This window comes from Nonomuraea sp. NPDC049158 (assembly GCF_040648335.1).
In the GTDB taxonomy this organism is placed as follows: domain Bacteria; phylum Actinomycetota; class Actinomycetes; order Streptosporangiales; family Streptosporangiaceae; genus Nonomuraea.
Genome location: NZ_JBEZDM010000065.1, coordinates 15,491 through 38,667 on the forward strand (window position 1 = coordinate 15,491; position 23,177 = coordinate 38,667).

The 23,177-nt window shown below is 68.0% G+C and carries 24 protein-coding genes and 1 pseudogene; 5 read left to right on the forward strand and 20 right to left on the reverse strand.

Annotated features, from left to right (window positions below; all coding sequences use genetic code 11):
- Positions 1-248: 248 nt before the first annotated feature.
- The gene (locus AB0B61_RS55680; RefSeq protein ID WP_358450129.1) at positions 249-377 is read right to left on the reverse strand and encodes a hypothetical protein; all 129 of its coding nucleotides are present in this window, start codon (positions 375-377) and stop codon (positions 249-251) included.
- Positions 378-517: 140 nt separating this feature from the next.
- Here AB0B61_RS55680 and AB0B61_RS55685 point away from each other — a divergent pair, with 140 nt between their 5' ends.
- Positions 518-784, forward strand: a complete 267-nt coding sequence (locus AB0B61_RS55685; RefSeq protein WP_357941471.1) for a winged helix-turn-helix domain-containing protein — start codon at positions 518-520, stop codon at positions 782-784.
- A gap of 171 nt (positions 785-955) precedes the next feature.
- On the forward strand, positions 956-1,360 hold the full coding sequence (locus AB0B61_RS55690; RefSeq protein ID WP_357940456.1) for a PASTA domain-containing protein: 405 nt from the start codon (positions 956-958) through the stop codon (positions 1,358-1,360).
- 96 nt (positions 1,361-1,456) lie between these two features.
- On the opposite strand, the gene AB0B61_RS55695 is transcribed toward AB0B61_RS55690, so the two are convergent.
- From AB0B61_RS55695 to AB0B61_RS55735, 9 genes are all read right to left on the reverse strand, one after another.
- The gene (locus AB0B61_RS55695) at positions 1,457-2,461 is read right to left on the reverse strand and encodes a M23 family metallopeptidase (protein WP_358450131.1); all 1,005 of its coding nucleotides are present in this window, start codon (positions 2,459-2,461) and stop codon (positions 1,457-1,459) included.
- Positions 2,462-2,634: 173 nt separating this feature from the next.
- Positions 2,635-3,222 (reverse strand): restriction endonuclease, encoded by a 588-nt coding sequence (locus AB0B61_RS55700; protein ID WP_358450133.1) that lies wholly within the window; start codon positions 3,220-3,222, stop codon positions 2,635-2,637.
- 137 nt (positions 3,223-3,359) lie between these two features.
- Positions 3,360-4,961 carry an FAD-dependent oxidoreductase gene (locus AB0B61_RS55705; RefSeq protein WP_358450135.1) on the reverse strand — a complete coding sequence of 534 codons (1,602 nt, stop codon included), beginning with the start codon at positions 4,959-4,961 and terminating at the stop codon, positions 3,360-3,362.
- A gap of 21 nt (positions 4,962-4,982) precedes the next feature.
- Positions 4,983-6,008 carry a LacI family DNA-binding transcriptional regulator gene (locus AB0B61_RS55710; protein WP_358450137.1) on the reverse strand — a complete coding sequence of 342 codons (1,026 nt, stop codon included), beginning with the start codon at positions 6,006-6,008 and terminating at the stop codon, positions 4,983-4,985.
- A gap of 25 nt (positions 6,009-6,033) precedes the next feature.
- Positions 6,034-7,290, reverse strand: a complete 1,257-nt coding sequence (locus tag AB0B61_RS55715; protein ID WP_358450139.1) for an enolase C-terminal domain-like protein — start codon at positions 7,288-7,290, stop codon at positions 6,034-6,036.
- On the reverse strand, positions 7,287-8,135 hold the full coding sequence (locus AB0B61_RS55720; RefSeq protein ID WP_358450141.1) for an NAD(P)-dependent oxidoreductase: 849 nt from the start codon (positions 8,133-8,135) through the stop codon (positions 7,287-7,289). The genes AB0B61_RS55715 and AB0B61_RS55720 overlap by 4 nt, the downstream gene beginning before the upstream one ends.
- Positions 8,132-8,971 (reverse strand): carbohydrate ABC transporter permease, encoded by an 840-nt coding sequence (locus tag AB0B61_RS55725; protein WP_358450143.1) that lies wholly within the window; start codon positions 8,969-8,971, stop codon positions 8,132-8,134. Before AB0B61_RS55725 ends, AB0B61_RS55720 begins: the two co-directional genes overlap by 4 nt.
- Before the next feature lie 5 nt (positions 8,972-8,976).
- On the reverse strand, positions 8,977-9,843 hold the full coding sequence (locus AB0B61_RS55730; protein WP_358450145.1) for a sugar ABC transporter permease: 867 nt from the start codon (positions 9,841-9,843) through the stop codon (positions 8,977-8,979).
- Positions 9,840-11,219 (reverse strand): extracellular solute-binding protein, encoded by a 1,380-nt coding sequence (locus tag AB0B61_RS55735; RefSeq protein ID WP_358450147.1) that lies wholly within the window; start codon positions 11,217-11,219, stop codon positions 9,840-9,842. Before AB0B61_RS55735 ends, AB0B61_RS55730 begins: the two co-directional genes overlap by 4 nt.
- A 171-nt stretch (positions 11,220-11,390) precedes the next feature.
- Here AB0B61_RS55735 and AB0B61_RS55740 point away from each other — a divergent pair, with 171 nt between their 5' ends.
- A complete protein-coding gene (locus tag AB0B61_RS55740) occupies positions 11,391-13,679 on the forward strand; it encodes a hypothetical protein (protein ID WP_358450149.1) in 2,289 nt (762 codons plus the stop codon).
- 55 nt (positions 13,680-13,734) lie between these two features.
- On the opposite strand, the gene AB0B61_RS55745 is transcribed toward AB0B61_RS55740, so the two are convergent.
- The 8 genes from AB0B61_RS55745 to AB0B61_RS55780 all read right to left on the reverse strand — a co-directional run bounded on the left by AB0B61_RS55745 (position 13,735) and on the right by AB0B61_RS55780 (position 18,367).
- Positions 13,735-14,178 (reverse strand): hypothetical protein, encoded by a 444-nt coding sequence (locus AB0B61_RS55745; protein WP_358450151.1) that lies wholly within the window; start codon positions 14,176-14,178, stop codon positions 13,735-13,737.
- 207 nt (positions 14,179-14,385) lie between these two features.
- The gene (locus AB0B61_RS55750; RefSeq protein WP_358450153.1) at positions 14,386-15,276 is read right to left on the reverse strand and encodes a hypothetical protein; all 891 of its coding nucleotides are present in this window, start codon (positions 15,274-15,276) and stop codon (positions 14,386-14,388) included.
- Entirely contained in the window at positions 15,273-15,566 is a 294-nt protein-coding gene (locus AB0B61_RS55755) for a hypothetical protein (protein WP_358450155.1), read from the reverse strand. Before AB0B61_RS55755 ends, AB0B61_RS55750 begins: the two co-directional genes overlap by 4 nt.
- Entirely contained in the window at positions 15,563-15,844 is a 282-nt protein-coding gene (locus AB0B61_RS55760; RefSeq protein WP_357940428.1) for a hypothetical protein, read from the reverse strand. Before AB0B61_RS55760 ends, AB0B61_RS55755 begins: the two co-directional genes overlap by 4 nt.
- A gap of 178 nt (positions 15,845-16,022) precedes the next feature.
- Complete coding sequence (locus tag AB0B61_RS55765; RefSeq protein ID WP_358450157.1) at positions 16,023-16,175, reverse strand: hypothetical protein; 153 nt, start codon at positions 16,173-16,175, stop codon at positions 16,023-16,025.
- Between the two features lie 185 nt (positions 16,176-16,360).
- On the reverse strand, positions 16,361-16,708 hold the full coding sequence (locus AB0B61_RS55770; protein ID WP_358450159.1) for a hypothetical protein: 348 nt from the start codon (positions 16,706-16,708) through the stop codon (positions 16,361-16,363).
- Positions 16,709-17,051: 343 nt separating this feature from the next.
- Entirely contained in the window at positions 17,052-17,918 is an 867-nt protein-coding gene (locus AB0B61_RS55775) for a sugar nucleotide-binding protein (protein WP_358450161.1), read from the reverse strand.
- 77 nt (positions 17,919-17,995) lie between these two features.
- Positions 17,996-18,367: a DUF5997 family protein gene (locus tag AB0B61_RS55780; RefSeq protein WP_358450163.1), complete on the reverse strand. Its 372-nt coding sequence runs from the start codon at positions 18,365-18,367 to the stop codon at positions 17,996-17,998.
- Between the two features lie 55 nt (positions 18,368-18,422).
- Here AB0B61_RS55780 and AB0B61_RS55785 point away from each other — a divergent pair, with 55 nt between their 5' ends.
- Complete coding sequence (locus AB0B61_RS55785) at positions 18,423-19,151, forward strand: LysR family substrate-binding domain-containing protein (protein WP_358450165.1); 729 nt, start codon at positions 18,423-18,425, stop codon at positions 19,149-19,151.
- Positions 19,152-19,316: 165 nt separating this feature from the next.
- On the opposite strand, the gene AB0B61_RS55790 is transcribed toward AB0B61_RS55785, so the two are convergent.
- Both AB0B61_RS55790 and AB0B61_RS55795 read right to left on the reverse strand, forming a co-directional pair.
- Entirely contained in the window at positions 19,317-20,840 is a 1,524-nt protein-coding gene (locus AB0B61_RS55790) for a DUF5655 domain-containing protein (RefSeq protein WP_358450167.1), read from the reverse strand.
- Positions 20,841-21,227: 387 nt separating this feature from the next.
- A pseudogene (locus tag AB0B61_RS55795) lies at positions 21,228-22,284 on the reverse strand (IS3 family transposase).
- Positions 22,285-22,494: 210 nt separating this feature from the next.
- Here AB0B61_RS55795 and AB0B61_RS55800 point away from each other — a divergent pair.
- Complete coding sequence (locus AB0B61_RS55800; RefSeq protein ID WP_358450169.1) at positions 22,495-22,719, forward strand: hypothetical protein; 225 nt, start codon at positions 22,495-22,497, stop codon at positions 22,717-22,719.
- Positions 22,720-23,177: the final 458 nt, after the last annotated feature.

The following is a 23,177-nucleotide window of genomic DNA, read 5'->3' on the forward strand; positions in this document are numbered from 1 at the left end:
GAGTCGGACCAGTCGATCGCGGTGTACCCCTTTCGTAGGGGCTTCAGGTGCGGGCCATGGAATTCCTCCATGATCATGCTGATCTCCAAGGAGGATCGCGTCATCAAGTTCCGGACACGGGATGGACTTACTCAGGCGCTCCCGTACTGGCCGAGGCCTTCGAGCCATGCAGAGCTCCGGCGTCCTCTATGTCAGGAATCGAGCTCTATGTCAGGAATCGAGCTCTATGTCAGGAATCGAGCTCTATGTCAGGAATCGAGCTCTATGTCAGGAATCGAGACGATCAGAACACAACTCTCGCCCTCCTCCTCGCCCTGATCGCCACCGCGCATCCCGCCGAACGACACCTCCCCGAGATAACCGCCATACAGCTCCATCGCCTGAACTCCTTTCGCCTGCCTCCGTTGTGGCACAACCTTAGGCTCACCTATACCCACCTGTCTAGGACTAGTCTGGACGCGACCTGTACTGTTGGGTCTATGTATGTAAGTAGGTGACGGTCTAGGGTCCGCCTGTGATGTTGCCTGACACGCCCTGGACTTCCGACGACTGGAACCCCGAGTTCTACCGATACGAGCAGATAGCCGACTGGGTTGGAGAGCGCATCCAAGCCGGCGACTACCCGCCGCGTACTGTGCTGTCCGAGGTACAACTCCAGGGCTACTTCGCCGTCGGCCGTGACACCATCCGCAAAGCGTTCGCCATCCTTCGCGAACGTCAGCTGATCATCACCAAGCCCGGCAGGGGATCCGTCGTCGTACGCCGCGATGACAACGAATCGTGAGACAGCCGGCTTCTTGGAGTTCGAATAGACCACCACTTAGTTTTGTGGTCGAAAGCCCTTAGCGGCTAGGCGCCTTATGGCCTGCACGTAGCGGGCCGATTGCCGAAACCATCTCTCACGCTTGATCGTCTAACGGTGCGTTCCGTTTCTTCGCGATCTGAGGACACACCGATGCGGCAACTTCGCCCAGCACTCCCCGCCCTCTTCGTCATCATTTGCCTCACCGCGTGTGGGCCCATCAACTTGCCCGCACCGGGCAAGACGGTCGCCGGGTCAGATCAAGCACCCACCGCCACCGCAACCAAGGCCACCAAAGCGAAAAAGCCCAGCCCGACCACAGAGGCGAAGGCGTCGAAGAAGAAGCTGCCGAATGTCGTCGGCATGAACCTCCAAGCAGGCCAAGACAGGTTGCAAGCAGCGGGCTTCTACATCCTCAACGACAAGGACGCCACCGGCCAGAACCGTTTCCAGGTGTACGACCGCAACTGGGTCGTCACCCGGCAATCCCCTGCCGGCGGCAGCCGGGTCAGCACCTCCACGCTGATAACCCTCTATGCGAAGAAGTACGGCGAATAACGCACCATAGTTGCATCAGCCCAGGCGCCAGAAAAAGCGCCGCCACCCATGAAAGGGCGGCGGCGCTCATGGCTCAAACGTCAGGTGCGGTGCACGTCAGGTGCAGTGTTCGAAGGGGCTGTTGTAGGTGGACGCACCGGCCTTGCCGCCCCACTTGACGCACTTGTCCGCCGCGCTGGCGACTACCGGGCCCGCGTAGTAGGTGAAATTGCCCGTGTCGGTGGCCCGCGTCTTGCCCTTCACCTCCAGGTAGGCGCTGGTGGCGGTGGCCTTGCCGAGGGAGGTCGACTTGATGGTGGCCACGCAGTTCTTGCCGTTGGCCGAGTTGAACAGCAGGTAGACCTTGCCCGCCGTGCCCAGGGCAGCCGAGTCGATCACCTTGTAACCGCTGCCGCACACCGACTCGGCAGTGTTGGGGTTGCCGCCGCCTCCGCAGTTCTTGGAGGTGAGGGTCTGGTTCGGGTAGCCGAACGTGGCCCCGTTGAAGACGGCCTTCTGGATGCTCGACGGGTAGCTGGTGCCCTTGCGCACCTCGAAGTGCAGGTGCGGCGAGATGCCGTTGCCCGGCTTGCTGGTGTTGCCGACCGCGCCGATCTTCTGGCCCTGGGTGACCTTGGCGCCGGCGGCGACGGCGCGCGAGTTCAGGTGCGCGTAGAAGGTCGTGTAGCCACCGCCGTGGTCGATCTTGACCAGGTTCCCGTAACCGTTGGTCGAGCCCTGGTGGGCCGAGATGACCACGGTGCCCGCAGCGGCGGCGACGACGGTGTCCCCGCGGTCGGCGTCCGGCGTGCTGCCCCGGTTGAAGTCGATCTCATACGACCGGTGCGCGCTGCTGCCGCTGGAGTTGCCGGTCCACTTCTGACCGCAGGGGAAGGGGAGCTGGAAACGCGGGGCGGCCAGGGTCGACACCTGCGGCCCCTCCACCTGGTTCGGCGGGTCGTTGTTGTCCGTCCCAGAGGTCGGCGTGGGGGTGGGGGTGGCGGTCGGCGTAGCGGACGGCGTCGGAGTGGCCTCGGCCCCCGTGCTCGCTAACGCGCCCTGGCCCGATGCGAGACAGATGAACAGGGCGAACCCCGCCGTGAGCACAGCTTTGGGTCTCATACCAATCCTTTCAACGCGTGCCGGAGCCGCGCATGGGTCTATGGGGTCGTTCCAAGCGCTCTTGCTGGAGATCAAGAGTGCGGATGAGCCATACAGAGAACATCCAGAAGCCGCATAGAGCGCCATCCGCGCCGAGCACACGCCGGCCGGGAAGCCTAGTGTGACCTGCGGTTTCAGCCCGCGGGCTCCTCTCCTTCGATCAGGACCCCGTTCGGCCGTGCGGGCAGGAGCGAGACCGTGCCCAGCAGCCAGTCCGCCAGCCGATCGCGTTCGACCAGGATCAGCGGCTCCCGGGCACCGAGCGCCTCCAGCCGGGCCTGACGGGTCAGGCTCCCCGAGGTGACCAGGACTCCGGTGTGCCCGGCGAAGGTGTTGGCGAGCGCGCCCAGGAAGTTGCGGACGTCGGGCGCGCCGACGGTCTTGCTGTAGCGCTTGCACTGGATGGCGTACTTTCCGTGTCCGGGAGCGACGGCGGTGATGTCTACCCCACCGTCGCCACTACGGCCGCGTTCGCGGACCTGCCGGAAGCCATCGGCGATCATCCGCTGGGCGACCAGATGCTCGAACTGCGTTCCGGACATCCGGTCGATCTTCTCCAACTCGACGTTGGCCGCCAGGAACTGCCGTCTGCGTGCCTCGATGGCCTGGTAGCGCAGGAGCAGCCCGCCGCCGAGCACCGCCAGGGCCAGGCAGACGATCGCCGCCGCCCAGACCGGATGGTCGCGGACGAACGAGGCCACGACCGCTGCGGCGATGGCCACACCCGCGACTCCCAGGACCCATATGTCCTGTCTTCTTCTCCGTGACTTTCCCCGTCTGGATCCCCTCGCCATGGGTTCCCCTCCTCGATGGGTGGTGTCCATGGCGAGTGTGAGCCACCGCTCCGACAAAAACAGGGTCAGTAGCCCGCCGGTGCCGGCCAGTGGCGCTCGACCCCGATCTGGTCCAGCTCCCCGGTGAACTCCTCCAGCAAGGTCTCCTTCTCCCTGACCTCCTGCGGCTCCACCCCCCGGCGCAGGCAGTACGCGGCCAGCTGACCCGCGACCTCGCCCACATTCCATTCCACCGGATGCAGGCGGAAACACCCGTTGGAGATGTGCGTGGTGCCGATGTTCTTCCCTGCGGGCAGCAGGTTGCGCATCCTGACCGGCAGCAACGCGCCGAGCGGGATCTCGAAGGGCACGCTGGCGATGTCGATGTAGTTGTCCCCGCCGGTCGACGGGTGCAGGTCGATGCGGTACGCGCCGACTCCGACGGAGTCGTGGTGCCGCAGCGTGCCACGGTCGCCGAGGATGGCCCTGGAGACGTGGTGCTCGGTGACGGTGGTGACCGCGCGGATCCGCCTCGATTCCCTGACATAGGCGGACTTCGCCAGCCCGTCGGCGGTGCCGACCACGTCGTGGCGGAGCCGGAGCCCGGGGAAACCGGTGCCGCCGTCAGCGCGGGGAGCTTCGGTCTGGAGCCAGTACAGCAACGACAACGACAGCTGCTTGGCCTCCTTGTGCGCCAGCGCCGCAGTGTCGGCGTCGACTTCGATGATCGGGCGCAGCCAGTAGTCGTTCAGCGGCCAGTTGACCAACGTGATGTCGGAGGCGGCGAAGCCGGGCTCGAACAGGTCGCGGGCGAGGATCCTGCGAAACATCCACAGGTCCTTGTCCCCTGATTGGGCGCTCTGGTCGGCCAGCACCGCGCGGGGGTCACCGGACGGGTTGGGGTCGAACCAGCGGGCTTCGGGCTCCAGGGTGCGCGGGTCCGGCGCGCTGAAGCCGAGCAGCGGGCCGGGCCAGAAATCGGGCCGGTAATCGCGCCAGAATCCGTAGTCCGCGGGCCGGTCGATGACGTGGTTCTCGCCGTCGTGGTGGGAGACGGCGAAGCAGTAGGTGATGCCCTGCATGTTCAGCGGCTGGTACTCCTCCGGCGCGTGCGGCTCGTCGTGCTCACCGCGGGCCTCCGCACCCGTGACGTACTCCGTCTTCGCCAGCGGCAGCAGCTCGCCGGTCTCCGTCGCGTCGAGGACGTAGGCGGCGGCGATGGTGTGCGAGTCGCCGGAGCGGAGGTCCAGCAGTGTGACGGCGCTGACGCGGTCACGGTCCACCTCGACGTCGACGGGCCGGTGTTCGAGGAGGACGCGCAGGCGCCCGGCGGCCACGTGGGGAGCCAGCATGGCTTGCAGGACCGCCAGGGAGACGCGTGGTTCGTGGCACAACTTGCTGACATATCCGGCGCCGGGGTTCAGCTCGCGCCAGCGCTGCGCGCCGCCCGTCATGGGGTACCAGCGGCGGTAGTAGTCGCGGATGGAGCCGCGCACCTCACGATAGGTGGCGGTGGCGCCGTAGCTCTCGATCCACGGGTGCTCGTCAGGGGGTACGGCCTGCGCGGTGAGCTGGCCGCCGATCCAGTCCGTCTCCTCGGTGAGGACGACGTCGTGGCCCGCGCGGCAGGCGGCCAGGGCCGCGGCGACGCCGCCGAGCCCACCGCCGACGATGAGGATGTCGGTCATGGGTGCTGCCTTTCGGGAGGGCTAGCGGGGAGGTGCCGCGGTCTCGCCCGGCTCCAGCTCGCAGGTCATGAGCTGGTGCCTGGGGACCGTACGGTCTCCCGCGATGAGTTTCGTGAGCAGCCGCACGGCCGCGGCCCCCATCTCGCGACGGGGTACGGCGAAGCCGGTCAGACCCGCCGGGCGGTCGGCGGGGTCGCCGAGCGTGGCCAGGGAGAGGTCGTCGGGGAAGCGAAGACCCGCCTCCTCGGCGGCCGCCAGGAGGGCGCGGTGGGCGGCGTCGGTGTCGGTGGCCTCGGTGACCAGCGCGGTGACGCCCTGGTCGCGCCAGGCGCGCAGCCGCTCGGGGGTCAGGTCGGCGCCGTCGGTGCGCACCACCTCGGCGGCCAGCCCGCATTCGTCCATGCCGCGCCTGAAGCCCGCCTCCCTGTCGACGGAGGTGATCGCCTCGTCGGCTTCGCGTACGTACAGGACGCGCTCGTGGCCCAGCTCCGCCAGGTGCCGCACCACGGCGGCGCCGGCGGAGACGTAGTCGGCGCCGACATAGGGCAGGCGGTCGCCGAACTCGTCGTGCCGCCCTATGTAGACGACGGGCAGATCGGTGGCCAGCAGGCGGTCCATCTCCGGCACGGGCAGGTGCCTGCCCAGGAACAGGCAGCCGTCGGCCAGGCGTACCCGGTTGAGCACCTGGGCGTGCGGGCGCTCGCCCGTGACGCTGGAGGCGATGAACATCAGCAGGTCGTAGCCCTGCGCCGCCGACTCCTCCTCGATGCCCACCAGGAACGGGTAGTAGGCGTGCGACATCTCCGTGGGGAAGGTCGAGGTGAAGGTGTAGAGGCCGAGCAGGTTGTTCTGACCGGCCGCCAGGCGGGTGGCGATCGGGTCGGGAACGTACCCGAGCTGCTCGGCGGCCGCCATGACCTTGCGCTGGGTCTCCTCGGCGATGCCCATGGCGGCGGCGCCGCCGCCGAGGATCAGCGACACGGTCGGCTGTGAGACGCCGGCCAGGCGGGCGATGTCCGCCTGACGAGGACGACCGCTGGGTCTCATGGCATATCCCCCAAGAAGTAGTAGTTCACGGAGCCTCGATCCCGCCGTCGGGCCTGCGCACCCGCGCGGCCCACCGCTCGTGCAGGTGTGTCTCGGGCGGGTACCGCTTGGCGGCGCCCTCATCGAGGTCGATGCCCCAGCCGGGCCGGTCGGAGGGGGTGATGTAGCCGTTCACCGTCCGCAACGTGCCGGGGAACACCTCGTGCACGGTCTCCGGGTAGACGTGCGCCTCCTGGATCCCGAACGCGGGGCTGGTGACGTCGAGCGTGACGTTGGCCGCCGCGCCCACCGGCGACACGTCCGGCGGCCCGTGCCAGGCCGTCCGCACGCCGGTCAGCTCGCACAACGCGGCGAGCTTGCGCACGGGCGTCAGCCCGCCGACGGCTGAGACGTGCAGGCGCAGGTAGTCGACGCCGCCGGAGGTGATGAGCCGCGCCGCGTCGGTCACCGAGGAGACCAGCTCGCCGGAGGCGATCGGCATCGGCGCCGCCGCCCGCACCTCGGGCAGCCGGTCGAAGTGCTCGGGCGCGAGCGGGTCCTCCAGGAAGAACAGCCGGTACGGCTCCAGCGACCGCGCGAGCACCACGGCCTCCTTCGGCGTGAGCCGGTTGTGCGCGTCGTGCAGCAGGCCGAGTTCGTCACCGAGGACCTCGCGGGCGCGCTCGAACAGCTTCGGCGTGCTCCGCAGGTAGTGGCCGACGTCCCAGCCGTCGGGGTGGGGGCTGCCCGGATAGGCGCCGGGCGTGCCGACGCCGCCGTACGTGCCGAGCCCCGGCCCGCCCGCCTGCAGCCGTACGTAGCGGTAGCCCTGCTCGGCGAGCGCGGCGGCCCGCTCGATCGACTCCTCGACCTCGCCACCTCGGGCCCCGGTGTAGACGGCGGCGGCCGCCCTGACCCGCCCGCCCAGCAGCTCGTACACCGGCACGCCGAAACGCTTGCCGGCGATGTCCCACAACGCCTGGTCGATGCCGGACAGCGCGTTGTTGTGCACCGGCCCGCCTCGCCAGTACGAGGAGTAGTGCAGCATCCGGCCGATGTCCTCGATGTCGGCGGGATGCCGGCCGATGACCATGGGCGCGATGTGCCGCTCGATCGCGGCCACCACGGCGTGGAAGCGCTGGGTGAAGGTGGCGCAGCCCAGGCCGTACAGGCCGGGTTCTGAGGTGTCGATCCGCACGACGACGAGCGGGACGCCGCCCGGGGCGGTGGCGATCGTGCGCACACCGGTGATGCGCAGCCCGTCCCTGGCCTGCCACGGCGCCTGCGTCTCCGGCATGATCATGATTGTCGCTCCTCTGGCAACGGATGCAAGGCGGTGAACCCGAGCAGCCGCCTGGCCGGTTCGAGATCGATGGCCACCGTCCTGCCGGGCAGCGCCGTACGGCACGGCACGCCGGGGTGGTGTGCCGCGAGCAGTTCCTCGGTGGGCGTCGTCATGAGCGTCTCGGGTGCGGCGACGAAGATGACCGGCGCGCCGGACAGCGGGGCCGTCAGCCCGAGCAGGCAGGCCCGCGCGGCGTCACGCAGGTCGAGGTAGCTCCACACCTCCGAGGCCCCGGCGGCCGGATCCCCGGCCAGCCGCTCGGCGCGCGCGGCGAGCCTGGCCTGGTCGCCGAGGAAGGGGAAGCGCAGCGCGGCGACGATCATGCCGTGCCGCCGGTGCGTCATCGCCGCCGTGGCCTCGTCCACCTGCTTGGACAGCGCGTACGGATCCTCGATCAGCAACGGCACCCGCTCGTCCAACGGCAGATACGGCGGACTCGGACGCGACCGGGCGAAGGGCAGGCCGGTGATCGACAGGCTGCTGGCGATCACCGCCCGCCGTACCCCCTGCTCCCCCGCCTCGTTCAGCACCACGAACGTCGCCTGCGTGTTGGCCGAGAACACCACCTCGGGCGCCGCCACCTCGGGCGAGGCCAGCGCCGCCGTGTGAATGACGGCGTCGGCCCCGTCGAGCGCCGCGCGGACGGCGGCCGGATCGCGGGCGTCGCCCACGACGACCCGCTCCGCCGCCAGCGGGCCGGGATCCTCCGCGACGAGCGCGGTCACGGCGATGTCGCGGGAGGCGAGCTCTGTCAGTACGGCGGAGCCGAGGCGGCCCGCCGCGCCGGTGACCAGGACCCTCATCCCTTCAGCCCCGTGAAGGCGATGCCCCGGATGATCTGCCGCTGGAACAGCAGGAACACCAGGACCGGCGGGATGATGGCGATCAGCATCCCGGCGATGAGCAGGGCCTGATCCGAAGTGTCGGCCAGCCGGGGCAGGGCCACCGCCAGCGGCTGACTCTCGGTGTCGGTGATGGCGATCATGGGCCAGAGGAAGTCCTTCCACGCGTTCATGACAGCCAGCAGTGATACCACGGCCAAGATCGGCCGCGACATCGGCAGCACCACCCGGGTGAAGACCCGCCACGGCCCGGCGCCGTCGAGGCGCGCCGCCTCGAACAGCTCCTTGGGTATGCCGTCGAAGAACTGCTTGACCAGCAGCACGTTGAAGGCGTGCGCACCGGCGGGCAACCACACCGACAGCGGGGTGTTGGCGATGGACAGATCCAGGACGGTCAGATAAAGCGAGACCATCGAGACCGTGCCCGGCAGGAACAGTGTCGCCAGGACCGCGCCGTAGACGTACTTGCCGTAGGAGGGCCGCAGGACCGACAGCGCGTAGGCGCCTGTCGTCGCGACGAACAGCTGGGTGAACCAGGAGCCGCCGACGAGCACGACGGTGTTCGTCAGGTAGTGACCGACCTCCAGGGTCGTCCACGCCTCCGTCAGGTTCGACCATCGCACGTCCGCCGGCCACAGGGCCAGCGGGCTGCGCAGCGACTCCTGGGTGGAGGAGATCGCGCCCTTGAAGATCCAGTAGATCGGCCCGGCACCCTCCAGGAGCAGGGCCACGATGAGCAGCACCTGGGTGGTGCCCAGTCCGAGGCGCAGCCCGCGCCGTTCGGTCTCGGAGATCACTCCCCTCACTTCGTCCCCCAAGTTCTGGTGAGCCGCAGGTACACGGCCGACAGCACGGCCAGCACCACGGCCAGGCTCACGCTCAACGCCGCCGCCGTGCCGTAGTCGCCGTTGACGAAGGCGTACCGGTAGATCAGCAGCAGCACCGTGACCGTCGAGTCCTCCGGCCCGCCGTCGGTCAGCACGAACGGCTCGGTGAACACCTGGAAGGTGTTGATCACCTGGAGCAGCAGCATGATCAACAGGATGGGCCGCAGCTGCGGCAGTGTCACGTGCCACAACCTGCGCCAGATGGACGCGCCGTCCAGCTCGGCCGCCTCGTACAGCTCGGTCGGCACGCTGGACAGCGCCGCCAGATAGATGAGCACGGCGCCGCCGGCGCCCGCCCAGGTCGCCTCCAGGACCAGGCTCGGCATCGCCATGCCGGTGGACTGCAGCCAGGGGTACGGTCCCAGCCCGACCAGCCCGAGCAGCTGGTTGAACAGGCCGGAGTCCGGGTCGTAGAACCACTTCCACATCAGCACGGCCACCACCGGCGGCACCACCACCGGCAGGTAGACCAGCACCCGCATCAGCCCGGAGCCGCGCCGCAGCTCCGACATCAGCACCGCCAGGAAGATCGGCAGCGGGAAGCCGATCACCAGAGCCAGGCCGGTGAACAGCAACGTGTTGCGCACCGCCAGGCCCAGCAGGGGGTCGGCGAGCAGCGTGCGGAAGTTGTCCAAGCCCGCGAACGTCGCCGCCTCGACCAGATTGGTCCGCTGGAAGCCGAGCACCACACTGCGGATGATCGGCCACCACGAGAACAGGCCGAAGACCAGCACCGTCGGGATGAGGAACAGCGCGGCCGCGACGCCTTTGCCCCGGGTCACTGTGCTTTCTCAAGCAGCGGCGCGACTCGGGCCGCCGCCTTGGTCAGCTCGTCGCGCGGGTCGGCGTCCTTGCGGGTCAGCACGGCCTGCACGGCGGTGTCGAGCGCGCCGTACAGGTCCTGGGCGGCGACCGGGGGCTCGACGACGTACTCCAGCTTGTCGGTGTCCCTCACGTAGGGCGCGAAGTTCGCCACCGGGATGTTGGCGTGCTTGGCGATCGCGGTGTTCACCGGGCCCGCCACCGAGGTGCCGTAGAACGGCAGCGTGGGCAGGCCGACGGCCAGTTTGTCCGCCGCGTTGGCCACGGCCAGTTGCTCGGCGGCCGCCGGGTCGTAGTTGGGCTTGAGGTAGTAGAAGTCGATCCACTTCACCGCGGCGGCCCGCTGCGCGGCCGTGGCCTTGGCGTTGACGGCCGCCACCAGCCCGCCCAGCAGCGTCGCCTTGCCCGCGCCCTGCTGCGGCAGCGCCGCGATGCCGAAGTCGTCCGGCTTGCCGGAGTAGAGGGTGGTGTAGCGGTTGTAGCTGTTCACGGTGCCGATCAGCATGCCGATCTTGCCGGCCGCGAAGTCGCGCTCCGCGTCCTGCTGGGTGCGCAGCTGGTTGGCTCCCATGGAGTCGTCCTGCCAGCGCATCGCGGACAGATGCCGCAGCGCCTGCTCCGCCGGGCCGTCCATGAGCGAGGAGACGTACTTGTCGCCCTCTTGCTTGACGCCCTCCTGCTTCTCCATCCGCCCGCCGAAGGAGTAGGTCATCGCGGTCAGGATCCAGCCGCCGGTGTTCTTGACCGTCATCTGGGTGTAGCCGGCCACGCCCGTCCCGGCGATCTTCTTGGCGGCCGCCCTGACCTCGTCCCACGTGGCCGGCGGCTGGTCCGGGTCGAGCCCGGCCTTGGTGAACAGGGCGCGGTTGTAGACCAGGCCCAGCGCGTACTCGGTGACGGGCAGGCCGTAGACCTTGCCGTCCGCGCCGGTCGCGGGGGCCAGCGCGCGGGGGTCGAAGTCTCCGGCGTGCGGCAGGCTCTTGATCTCGGCGCTGAGGTCGGCGACCTGGCGGCGGGCGATGAGCCCCGGCGGCTCGGTGAGCGGCACGGTCAGCACCGTCTCCGCGTTTCCACCGGCCAGCCTGGTCGCGAACGTCCTGGCGTCCCACTGCGTGTCGGTCGGTTTGATCTTGATGGTGGGGTTGGCCTTCTCGAACGCGGCGACCGCGTCGAGGAACTGCTTGCGGGTCTTGGCGGCGGTGGTGGGAGGCATGCCCGCCACGGTGATGGTGGTCGTGCCCGAGTCCTCACCCGACGAGCCGGACGCGCAGCCCGCCGTCGCGGCGGCGAGCACGAGCGCCCCCGCCATCCACTTCCTGGAGGCTGATACATCCATGGCCACTCCTCTACCTAATGCGGATTAGGTGGCATCTAATCCGCATTAGGAGGAGGTGTCAAGGCGTTACCGCCAGATTACGTGATGCGCACAAATCGCCCTTGACACTCTCGTTCGGGCCGTACTACACATCTCCCTAATCCGCATTAGGTCGACAGGGAAGAGATCTTCATGTCTGACATCCCCCGACGCCGCTTCCTCGGCGGAGCCGTAGCCGCCGGGCTCGCCGGAGCGCTGCTTCCCACGGCACCGGCCCAGGCCGACACCCCTTCGATCTCCGCCGACGGCATCACGCTGACCGCCGGCACCGACGGCGGCATCACCGTCCGCGACGGCGGCGGCGTCGAGCGGGTCAGGCTCACCGGGTTCATGACCAAGGACTCGGTCACCGGCATCCAGCGCACCACCGGCGGAACGCCGTCGCTCGTCATGCTCCCGGACGGCACGCAGGCCATCCAGGTCGACTACACGCTGCCCAGCGCGGCCGGGGGAATCACCGTCCGCGGCGTCTTCGGTGTCGCGGCGCACCGGGCGAAGCTCCGCTGGGAGGTCGGCGGCTCGACCACGCTGATCCCGGCCGGTTTCATGCTCGGCCGCGCCGTCGTCTCGCCCTCGGCGCCGGAGTCCTTCGCCGCGCTGACGACGTGGAACCGCGACGCCGGGGGCGGAGTGCCGTACGAAAGCAATGCCGGGGTCGTCTACCAGGAGACCTGGGCCGACACCCGCGCCTACTTCCGGCTGGCCACCACCACCCCGGCCTGGACCAACGCCACCTGGATCCACGCCCCGGGCACCGGGACCACGAGCGCGGCCGTGACGGAGGCCGACCTGGTGCTCGGCTCGATGCGACCGGCCGCGGGCGGCACCATGGGCGCGGGCCTGCCCCTCGGCGTGGAGGTCTGGACCGACCAGCCCTTCTCCCTCTGGGACGCCGGCGGCCAGGCCATGGCCCTGCACGCGGAGGTGGCCAACGGCGGAACCGCCGCCCGCAGCGTGAAGCTGTCGTGGTGGGCGCGCGACTTCGACGGCAAGACGCTGGCCGGCGGCAGCGTGACCGGCACGGTCGCGGCGGGCGCCGCGTGGAGACAGACCTTCACCATCACCTCGCCACCCCGCGGCATCGTGTTCACCGAGGTACGCGCCACCGCGGGCACCGACAGCGCGTTCGCCCGCACCAACCTCGCCGTCCTGCCGCCGCACACCTATCAGGCCGGCGCCGACAGCATGTTCGGCATCGCCAACTACCCCTGGCTGCTCAAGCCCGACACCGCCGCCGTCGTGGGACTGATGAAGCGCATAGGGATCCAGCGCGTCCGCATCTGCTACGACGGCGGGCCGGGCCTGCCGCCCGCCGCCCTCGACGCGGCGGGGATCAGTCACAACATCGAGCTCGCCGGGATCCCCCTGGGCGGAACAGCCACCGAGGTCGCCGCCTGGGCCGACACGAACACGCAGAAGGCGATCGGGTCGGGTGCCGACTACTTCGAGGTCGCCAACGAGGTGAACAAGCCGTGGATGAGCGGCGAGACCGCCGCCGCCTACGTACGGGATGGATTACGCCCGGTACGCGACCGGCTGACCGCCGCGGGAGCGCCCACCAAGGTGCTCAACGCCGGCCTGGCCGGCATGGATCACGTCTGGACCAAGAACTTCCACGACGCCGGCGGCTGGGACCTCATCGACGGGTTCGCCTTCCACCCGGGCCGGGGCAACTTCACGCCCGACTACGCGCCGCCTCCTGAGGAGTGGACGCAGGGCAACAACGGCTCCTACTGGAACTTCCTCGGCGGCCTGCGCAAGGCCCGCGAGACGATCGCGGAGTACGGGCACAAGGAGTTGTGGATGACCGAGGCCTACGCCTGCACGAAGCCGAACAGCTGGTGGCACGACACCTACCGGCAGGCCGCGGAGAACGTCCTGCTCACCCTGGCGCTGGCCATGGCCGAAGGGGTGAAGTGCGTGAACTGGTACCAGTTGCACGACAGCGTCCTGGGCAAGCCGCAGATGGCCGACCCGGCCAACCCCGAGTACCACTACGGGCTCATGAACCGCGACCTCAGCGCCAAGCCGTCCATGCTCGCCTACGCCACGGCCGCGCAGGTGCTGGACCGGGCGACGTTCGTCCGCTGGCTGAAGCCGGCCGACCCCGACCTGAAGGGGCTGCTGTTCGACACGCCGGAAGGACCCGTCTCGATCCTGTGGAGCAGGAAGGACGGGTACCTGCTCAACACCGATCACGCGCCGGGCGCCACGTGGTTCGCCGCGCCGGAGCCGTGGGTGGACGACTGGCCGACCAAGACGGAGCTGAAGGTGGCCGCCGCCGGGCGCTCGGTGCGGGAGCTCGACTGCCTCGGCAGGGAACGGCTGCTCACCGCCCGCGACGGCAAGGTCAAGGTCCGACTGGACGGCGCCCCACGCATCTATTACGGCCTGACGGCGGCCCCTGACCAGCTGCACTGAGGCCTTCGGCGGCGGTCCCGGCTTCCGTCCAGGAACCGGGACCGCCTCTGACCACCTAGACGAGATTCTCGAAGATCAGCCTCAGGTCGTGCTCGACCTGCCCCATCAGGGTGGCGTCGTTGATCTGGTCGTTGTCGTAGTGGACCTTGGCACTCTTCTGCTTGCCCTCACCGTCGAGCAGCGTCTGGGTCGTGATGAAGTCGCCGTCGTCGTCCACTTGGTAGAACACGTGGTTCTTGCCCTTCCGGTCCACCGTGAAGTGGCAGTAGGTCCAGGACGAGCCGCTTGGGTCCATCGTCGGCTTCTTCGTGATCGTGAGGTGCGCGTTGTAGACCTGACCGTCCAGCTTCACCGTGAAGCCGTCCAGGAACAGCCACGCGCCGGCCGCGCCCTTGTCCCAGTAGCTGATGCTGGGCTTGCCGAACTCTATGACGTTCAGCCCGAGCTTCTTGTACGCGATGCTTTCCCAGTTCTTGATCGTCGTGCTTACCTCTGGCATGGGTCCCCCAGTTTTGGATGAGATCGACTTCCCCCGAGTCGCCCTTATCCTCACCGCGCGAAATAGCGCGCCAATTGCCGAATAATTGCCATGGCCGCTTGGCGATAAATTTCACACCATCGCCTGGACGGTAAATTATTGCGCGCGCGATCCGAGCAGGGAAATGCACCAGAAATCGGCGTAACGGCCGCCATGGCGGCCGTTACGCTAGATCCCGAGGACCATACGGATGACGTCGCGATCCTTCTCCTTTTCGGCCTCGGAGAGCAGTTCGTAAGGGCGGCGCTGCTCTTCGGGGGCCCAGTCCCGGTTGCGGACGAGCCACTTGTCGTGCACCACCGAGCTCGCCTCCTCCATGAACCGCTCGCTTCTGACGTCCACGCCGCTCGTCCGCGCCTCATCGACGAGCTGTACCCCGATGCGCGCGGACTCCTGGTTCTCGCGCTTCCAGTCGGCCGGCAGGTCGCGATAGCGCGTGTTGGCTATGTCGACCTGGTCGGTGTCGTGCTTCTTGATCCAGGCCGGGTCGCTGGTGGTCTTCACCCTCGGCTCGTACGTGCCGCCGGGCAGCTTGCGCGGAGCGCGCCACGCGTCGTGGAAGCGGTCGGCGACTCTGTCGACCCTGCGGTTGGTCAGGGTCTTGGACATGCCGCGCATCAGCGCCCCGAGGCGGGCGGTGATCTCGCGCAGCCTGGCGGAGACTCTGACGGCGATGGCTCTCAGCCGGGGCAACAGGTGGGGCGCGTACGCGACGGCCGCCACAGCGAGAGCGGCCAGCCCGGCCAGCAGACCGCCCACCCAGACCAGCGTTTCCCTGGTGACTCGCAACATGCCGGCCACGTTGGAGAGGCGGTCGGCGAGGTCGCCCGCAGTGAGGGCGATGCCGTCGCGGCCGTTCACATGGTCGTCCACCGCGTCGGCGGCCGGCCCGCTGTTCGCCCCGGCCAGCCGGTGGGCGCGTCCGCTCTCCGCGGCGAGTCCCCGGTGATGGGCGGCCGCCGCGTCCAGATCGGCGATGTGCCTGTCGACGCCGTTCAGATCGGGCAGTGGCGGGACGCCGAGCAGCGCCAGCCCGGCCGCCAATGCCTGTTCCGTCACACGTCCCGCCCATGCGAGTTGGCGAGTTCTGTGCTCGTATTGGTGGCGGCCATGGCGACCTGTCCCGTTCCGGCCTGGTCGAGCGAGCCGGACAGCCCTTCGCAAGCGGTGCGGAGGCCGGCCGTGAGCTCGTGGTAGCCGACCGAGAACTCCTCGTACGGCAGCGGCGTCTCGCCTCGGCCCCACCCTCCGGCGAGCCCGGAGTACTCGTCGGCCAGCGCGCCGAACGCCCGGCCCGAGGAGGCCCGCCCGCCGGCGTCGATCGTGATCCCGGTCGAGATCTCGGTCATTCCGTGATCCTCCTGAGAGTGTCGTCAAGCCTGCTGTTCACGTAATCGAAGTCCCTGTCCGCCTGAGCCTCCAACTCGTCCAGCCGCTGGAGGAGTGCGTCGAGGCCGGAGGAGTCCCGGGGCGGCTGCTCGTGCCCACGCTGCGCGGCGCGCACGACCTCCACAACCCGTCTGGCCAGCTCCGTCGAGCCGAGCCGCATGGCCCGCGGGTCGATGTGGAGGGCGGCCAGCAGCCCGTCCTCGCCCACCTCCGCCGTCACCGGCTCGTCCACCTGCACCTCCGCAAATTATGATCTTCGAGATTCTATCCACCCGCACCACCGCCGAAGCCGACCCCGTCCAGCGTCGCCGTACCCGCTGATCCCCACGCCACCAGGTAGACCACCGGGTCACGAGCTATTTCACACCAGTAGCACCTGATCATCGTTGGGTCGGGCTCGACTCGTTACCTGGCCTTCACCAGATCGACCCGATACCGCGTGAGCTCCGACGCGGACCTTCGGCCTCCTCGGTGCAGGCGATCAGGAACGGCGCCGCATCGTCCCCGCCCTCGACGACGAACCCGTCATGGCGTTCGCCGAACTCCCGCCGTCCCGCTTTGCGCAGCACCGTCCGGATAACCTCAGCGCCCCGATCTCGCACGTCCACAGGGGCCGACGGCACGCGCGCCGTACCTGACCTCCGGTTTGTCGTCGCTCACGGACCGCACGTCAGCGAACCGAGACCTCGATCACAGAGCCTCTCTATCACCACAGGCCGGCGCTATATCAGTGGGGAATTTCTTCATTGCCCTCCTACTCGCGCGACCAGTCCGGGGTCATCATCAAAGAGGCCAGCGCCACCGCCAGCACCACCGGGATCAGCGTCAGCCGCAAGTTAACAGTGAACAAGTAGATCAGCGACACCAACGGCACCACGAACGCGGAGGCCAGTTCACCAGGGGCACTGACGTCCTCCCCCACCACCGTGGCCAGCTCGCCGGTCCGGCGCCGGGAGAACCAGCCGATCGGCACCCGCCCCAGTCGCGCTGCCACCTGCTGGCACAACGTCAGTTGCACCTGGCCGTCGAGAAGGTGCCCTAGTCCGGACGAGGCGGCCGTGATCAGCAGCCGGACGAACAGACCTACCGCACCCGTGATCATGATGGCCCGGACATGAGCGGGGTCGATCAGGCCGGGCGACAGCAACGTACGGCCCAGTTCGACGACAGCCGGCAGCCATCGGCTCCCTACGCCGGGCCGCCGACCTTCTCCACCTGCACCACAGCAGCGTCGCCCACCGACTCGAACAGCTCGGCAAACCCTGGGCATCGAACTCACCGAGCCGACCGGCCTGATACGGGCCAGGCTCGCTCTCACCGCATGGCGGCTGCTCGACGACTGAGGGCGTTCGGATTCCGAGTCACCCGGGACGCCGGGCGACCCGCGTACTGACCCTTTGAGGCTGACGTCGCTCAGGCTGACGTCGCTCAGGCTGACGTCGCGATCACCACTGCCCGTCGGTCAGAGGCAGACCATCACCGGGAAACTGGCCGCCACCCAGAAATTGCCGGGCGCCGCGCAACGTGGTGCGCAGCCGCCGCTGTGTCATGGCGCAGTCCAAGCGCACGTCTAGCGGGCCGGGCAGCCTGGTGTCCGCCCGCCGCCCCGAAGGCAGCTGATCCGCGTCGAGGCCATCGCGGCGAGCGATGAGCAGCCCAAGCTCGTATCGGCTCACCGCATCGGCTCCAGCGACGTGGCGAACACCGCGATACTCAGATGCGGCAAGTTCCAGGAGCGCCGCGGCAAGGTCAGCGACATGCACGGGACACCGCACATCATCGGTGAACAGCACCCCACTCGACCTGCCAGCGGCCAGTGCATGCACCAGGACCTCATGCGGGGAGTCACCGTCGCCGATGATCAACGATGTCCGGGCTATCACCGCAGCCGGCACGATCGCGCTGACCGCCGTCTCCGCGGCGGCTTTGGCCGCGCCGTACGGGCTGACCGGATCAGGGAGACACGTCTCGTCGTAGCGAATCGCAGCGCCGGAGAAGATCGCGTCGCTGGACACATGAACGAGGCGCCCACCCACCCGGGAGACACCGAGAGCCACATTCGCGGCGCCGATCGCCGTGGTCGTCCAATCCGCCTGCCGGTACGCGGCGTTGATGACCACGTCGGGCCGGAAGGCGCCGATCAGCACCTCGACGTCCTCCCGCCGACGCACATCGAGCGGCACCCACTCAACGCCGGCGGTCTCCCCAGATCGGGTCAGATACGTCGCGGCAACCTCGTGCCCCGCCACCGAACACTGTCGAGCCAGCTCACGACCGAGAAACCCACTACCACCGACGATGAGGATCCTCACGGCCGGTCACCCTAGCCGATCAGCCACTCCCAGACGCCCGCCCGACGCACAGGGCCCGTACCCCCAAAGGGAATTGTCTAGCGTTGCTTGAGGCGGAGTGCTTCTTTGCGGGCCTCGGCCTGGACGGACCGCTCGCGCTCCAGCCACGCGGGGTTCTCCGCCTTGAGCGCCTCGATCTCAGCGGTGGTGAGCGGCTCGGTGATCCCGCCTCTGGTCAGGCCGGAAATGGAGACCCCGAGCTTCGCGGCGACGACCTGCTTGGGGTGCGGACCGTTGCGGCGCAGGTCAGCGAGCCAGGCGGGCGGCGTCGACTGCAACTCGTTCAGCTCGTCCCTGGAGACGACACCCGCCTGGAACTCGGCGGGAGTGGCCGAAAGGAGGACACCCAGCTTCTTGGCCGCGGTCTCGGGCTTCATCGTCTGGATGGTCTTCGATTTGGACGAGGTCATGGCGTCAAGCGTAGTCAGTCGGAACGGGTTCCCCTGACATCGGTACTCTGTGGAAGTGACTGATGGGGAGACCGGCAGGGTGTTCCGGCTGGCGTACGTGCCTGGGGTGACACCCGCGAAATGGGTCAACGTCTGGACCGAGAGGATGCCCGACGTGCCGATCACCCTCGTCGCGGTGCCCGCCGCCGAGGTGGTGGGACTCCTACGGGACGGCGGCGCCGACGCCGGATTCGTCCGGCTGCCGATCGACCGTGACGGGCTCAGCGTGATTCCTCTCTATGTGGAGACCACGGTAGTCGTGGCACCCAAGGACCACGCGGTAACTGCCGCCGACGAGGTGACCCTCGCCGACCTGACCGACGACGAGGTGTTGCACGCTCTGGACGACACCATCGAGTGGACTGACCGCCCCGGGCTACCCGCGTTCACCCGCCCGCCCACCACGGCGAACGCGGTCGAACTGGTAGCGGCCGGCACTGGACTGCTCCTGGTCCCGCAGTCACTGGCACGCCTCTACCACCGCAAGGACCTCACATACCGGCCGGTGCCGGACGCCCCGCAGTCTCAGGTCGCACTGGCCTGGCCGAAGGACACGACCACTGACCTGGTGGAAGACTTCATCGGCATCGTCCGCGGCCGGACTGTGAACAGCTCACGAGGCCGTACCCCTGCGTCCCCCGCGGAGAAACCGGCACAGCGCCAGGCACAGAAACCCGCCAAGAACGGCTCCGCCCGCCGCTCCGTACCGGCCAGCCGTAAAAAGAAGGGCAACCGACCTCGGTAACCTGCGTCCCCAAGGTTCCGGTTCGGGCACGGCGCGCCGAGACCATCAAGCTGCGCGGGGACTACCCGCCGCCGTACGCACGCCTTTCCATATCCGCCCGAGCACACCGACCGCTGTACGAGGATTGGACTATTGGCCCCATACCGATCGCCATGCGCACCAATCTCAGCTGACTGTGTAGCTTCGCTGGATCAGCGGGAACGCCTTGCTCACATCGGCTGAGGTCTTCACCCGAAGTTCCAGATCCCCGGTGCCGATATGGCCGATGTTGCGTACATCGCGACTGAATCCCTCTTCCAGGTCGACGTCGTCCGGATTGACCTTGACGAAGATCTTCAACTCGTTGTTCTGCGGATATACCTCGACGCAGGCGAAGTTCTGAGTTCGTTGGAAGGCGAAGTAGAACTTGCGGGTCTTCTTCGTAACGTCGTCGCCGAGGCCCAGCAATTGTTGCTCTAGGTGCTCATAGAGGTTGATCAGATCTGGTTTCGAGCGGTTGAGATAGTAGGTGACCGTTTTATCCTCACGCGGAGGCAAGCCAGTCTCGTCCTGAACGTCCACGGCCAGCAACTCGTCGAGCGCCTGAGTGACTACCCCAGCACCACCCATGAGCATGAGAGGACTGAGGGAAGGGCGCTTGGCATAGCCGGCGTCGATCACGCTGCGGAGCACCGCGCTCGCTTTCGGCAACGGCATCAGCCCATCCACCAGCCGTTCAAGACGTTCGACTGGAATTCCGCGAGCCAGCATCCACTCGAAGTTGATGGAGAGCACGGCATTGCCCGGGTCGGTGTAGATGCTCCATACCGACGCCTCCGCCGTACCGACGCGAAAGGATGCCGTCGCCGACGGAAACTTTCCCGTACCGAACGACCAACCGCGGAACGCGGGGTGCGTTTCCGCATGGCGATACACCGCCAGCAAGCAGTCCCGCACTGATTTTGGAGCCCTCTCCAGGGCCTGCAGCAGGGAGGGTTCATCCCACCGGGCTCCCGCAGGCACGGGGGTGTCGTCCGCGGACGGCAGCCCCAGATCATCCGGGTTCAAGGAACCGCCCATGACCGCCAGCATCGCCTGCGCCATGGACTCCAGCCAGTCGATGACAAGGACCACAGCCTCATCGGTCAACTCCGCGCGAGCCGGCGGCGGCGAGGGGTTCCGGTCGGCTGTGTGGGCGATCTGGTTGCGTCTGTCGACGATCTGGTCGAGCCGCTGGCGAACCTGATCCGGCTTGATCTGCGGCCCCGAGACGCTCATGACATCGGCGACCTTCTTCCACAGGTCGCCCTCCATCACGTATCCGAGGCCCTCTTTGATCTGCCCCGGCCGCTGGTGGGTGACGCGGGCGAGCTTCTCACCCCAGCATTGCCGCAACACCTCGCCGAGTTCCCCATTACCCTGATAGACGCGTTCGAAGGCTTCCACAGGGATCTCCAACTTCGAGAACCGCGGCGGCCGGGGAAGGTCGGGGTTGAGCGCCAGAGCGACCGCCCGCTCTGTGATCTCCCTGGTGACCCAGTGGTCCAGTCCCGCGACCGACTGAGACCAGGCCGCCCGGTATATATCCTCGACGTCCACCACGCCCGCCCGGACCGCGGCGAGCGCTCGCCCAGCCTTCACCAGCCCTCGCGCAAAGTCGAGGTTCTCAAGGAATTCGTCGAACGCCGTGACGGGTTCACTCGTTGACATGGGCACTCCGGCGAGGCGAGGGCTGAACCACAGACGATAAAGGCCAGGATGATCTCACGCCACGTGTTCACCAAAGATCCAGTGACGGAGGGAGGTCCATGAAGAGAGCCGAGACGTGATCGAACTCTCCAGGTTCATCCGCGAACTAGAAAGAGCCCGCCATCGCCGCCGGCGAGTCTCTGCGGTTCGCAGCTCAGCCCCATCGAGTTGGAGTTGGATATGGCGGCGTTCACCCAGGTCCAGGACAGCGCAGAGTACGGTGCGTCCGCACCTGGTGGGACTGACCGACCTGAGTAAAAGGCCCTACGGCCGCAACCGTGAGCGCACATGCTCGGCCTCCGCACCAGCTTTTCGAGCAAGTGAATCGCCCCGAGTTTGATGGAGACCTCAGCGGTTGATTGCCAGGGCATCGTTGGGCTGGTGTTGAGCGTAGTAGATCCCCTCGAACTCCTCGGGTGACAGGTGCCCGATCGACGAGTGCAGGCGGGTGCTGTTGAACCCGGCGACCCACTCGGCGGTGGCCAGTTCCACCTCCGACAGGCTGCGCCAGGGGCCGCGGGGTTTGATCAGCTCGGTCTTGTACAAGCCGATCTGCGATTCCATCAGGGCATTGTCGAGCGCGTCGCCAACGGTGCCGATGGAGGCGTCGATCCCGGCCGCCAGCAAGTGCGTGGTGAACCGGAAAGAGTGTGCATTGACTTGCCCGCGTCCGAGTGATGAATCAAGCCCGGCTCGACGGGGTGGCCGGCTCGGTCACGCCGCCACAGGGCCATGTCCAAGGCGTCCAGCACGAGGGTGGTGTGCTTGGTGAGCGAGGCGGCCCAGCCGACGATCGCCCGAGAGTAGACGTCGGCCACGAATACGTAGACCACCCCGCACCAGGCGGTCACGTGGGTGAAGTCGGCCCAGGCGGCGTTCGGGCGGGCCGCGGTAAAGTCGCGCTGCAGCCGGTCGGCGGCCCGCTCGTGCCCGGGGTCGGACGTGGTGGTGCGGACTTTCTTGCCGCGTCGGGCGCCCTGCAGGCCGAGGGCGCGCATGCGTCGCTCGACGATGCAGCAGGCCACCTGATGCCCCTCGCGCAGCAGTTGCTGCCAGATTTTGCGGGCGACGTAGACGCCGTAGTCGGTGGCGTGGATGCGCTGGATATGGGCGTCCAGGTCGGCATCGCGCAGGGCTCAGGCGGAGGGCGGACGGTGCTTGGCGGCGTAGCAGGTGCTGGTGGAGATGGGGCAGCCGTGCTCGGTCAGGACACGGCAGATCGGCTCGACACCGAACACGCCGGCGTGCTGGTCGATGAAGGTCACGAGTGCGTGTGTGGCCGGTCGAGCTTGGTCGCGACCGCGTTGATCGTGGCTCACTCGGTCGGGTAATCCGGCCGCACCTTGGCGACCATTCGTACCGCGCGCCTGCGCAGCTCAGCGGGGTAGGGGGACTTGCCTGGCATGGACTCGATCCTCTCAAGAGATCAAGTCTCCACCGGACTCGGGGCGATTCACTTGGTCTGCTGGGCTCTGCCTGGACGAGGCAGACGGGAAGATCGGCATCGACAGCCACTCGACTCCTGGGCATCTCCTGATTGCGACCATCCCGGAGCTGAGTCCCCGCCGGAGGCATGCTCTTGCCGGTTTGAGAGTTCCATGGAAGATTGCGCCGCGTGGATCAGTTCAAGCGCTCGATCTGGTTCCGCGTGGCGACGGCGATCTGGTGCTTCCAGATGGGGTGGCTCGGAGCCGGAATCGGCTTTGTGTTCACTACGCCCAGAATGGCCTGGCCGATGTGGCATCTTCTGTCGTTCTTCGTGCTCGCATTCGTCGCGCTCATGGTCGTTGGCCTCGGTAGAACCCGGCGCCGCGCGTGGTCGAAGGAACATTCGCGGTAGGAGCAGTCTCGGTTGGCCGCGCGGCTCCCACGCGAGAACGGCCCCCAGGCCGCACGCGCAGCGCGGGGAGGGCCGCGCGGGCGCGGCGGCGCTTGCGCCGCCGCCTTGATCTCGTGGCCCGAACCGTCAGCGTTCGGCAACAGCATGTCGAACTCGACACGGGCGAACTCCTCGTCGGCCCGCCGAAATCGGGTGCGGGAGTCCGTACGGTCGCCCTCCCGGAAGCGATCATCCCGGCACTCCGCGATCACCTCGACCAGTTCACCGACCCGGAGGCCGACGCGCTGATTTCACCGGCTCACGAGGCGGCACCCTCCGCCGGAGCAACTTCCGGCGCGCGGCCAGAAGGGACAACGCCACCAGGTGGCGTTCCCCCCGGGGTGTGGACACCCGGTTTCATGCAGCCAGTGACGTCATCCTAGCAAGCTGATCTTCATAGATGGCCGGAGGTAGGTTCC

Coding starts and splice junctions, on each gene's coding strand:
- AB0B61_RS55680 (WP_358450129.1), bottom strand. CDS start 377: ATGGAGCTGTATGGCGGTTATCTCGGGGAGGTGTCGTTCGGCGGGATG.
- AB0B61_RS55685 (WP_357941471.1), top strand. CDS start 518: ATGTTGCCTGACACGCCCTGGACTTCCGACGACTGGAACCCCGAGTTC.
- AB0B61_RS55690 (WP_357940456.1), top strand. CDS start 956: ATGCGGCAACTTCGCCCAGCACTCCCCGCCCTCTTCGTCATCATTTGC.
- AB0B61_RS55695 (WP_358450131.1), bottom strand. CDS start 2,461: ATGAGACCCAAAGCTGTGCTCACGGCGGGGTTCGCCCTGTTCATCTGT.
- AB0B61_RS55705 (WP_358450135.1), bottom strand. CDS start 4,961: ATGACCGACATCCTCATCGTCGGCGGTGGGCTCGGCGGCGTCGCCGCG.
- AB0B61_RS55710 (WP_358450137.1), bottom strand. CDS start 6,008: ATGAGACCCAGCGGTCGTCCTCGTCAGGCGGACATCGCCCGCCTGGCC.
- AB0B61_RS55715 (WP_358450139.1), bottom strand. CDS start 7,290: ATGATCATGCCGGAGACGCAGGCGCCGTGGCAGGCCAGGGACGGGCTG.
- AB0B61_RS55720 (WP_358450141.1), bottom strand. CDS start 8,135: ATGAGGGTCCTGGTCACCGGCGCGGCGGGCCGCCTCGGCTCCGCCGTA.
- AB0B61_RS55735 (WP_358450147.1), bottom strand. CDS start 11,219: ATGGATGTATCAGCCTCCAGGAAGTGGATGGCGGGGGCGCTCGTGCTC.
- AB0B61_RS55740 (WP_358450149.1), top strand. CDS start 11,391: ATGTCTGACATCCCCCGACGCCGCTTCCTCGGCGGAGCCGTAGCCGCC.
- AB0B61_RS55745 (WP_358450151.1), bottom strand. CDS start 14,178: ATGCCAGAGGTAAGCACGACGATCAAGAACTGGGAAAGCATCGCGTAC.
- AB0B61_RS55755 (WP_358450155.1), bottom strand. CDS start 15,566: ATGACCGAGATCTCGACCGGGATCACGATCGACGCCGGCGGGCGGGCC.
- AB0B61_RS55770 (WP_358450159.1), bottom strand. CDS start 16,708: ATGATCACGGGTGCGGTAGGTCTGTTCGTCCGGCTGCTGATCACGGCC.
- AB0B61_RS55780 (WP_358450163.1), bottom strand. CDS start 18,367: ATGACCTCGTCCAAATCGAAGACCATCCAGACGATGAAGCCCGAGACC.
- AB0B61_RS55790 (WP_358450167.1), bottom strand. CDS start 20,840: ATGTCAACGAGTGAACCCGTCACGGCGTTCGACGAATTCCTTGAGAAC.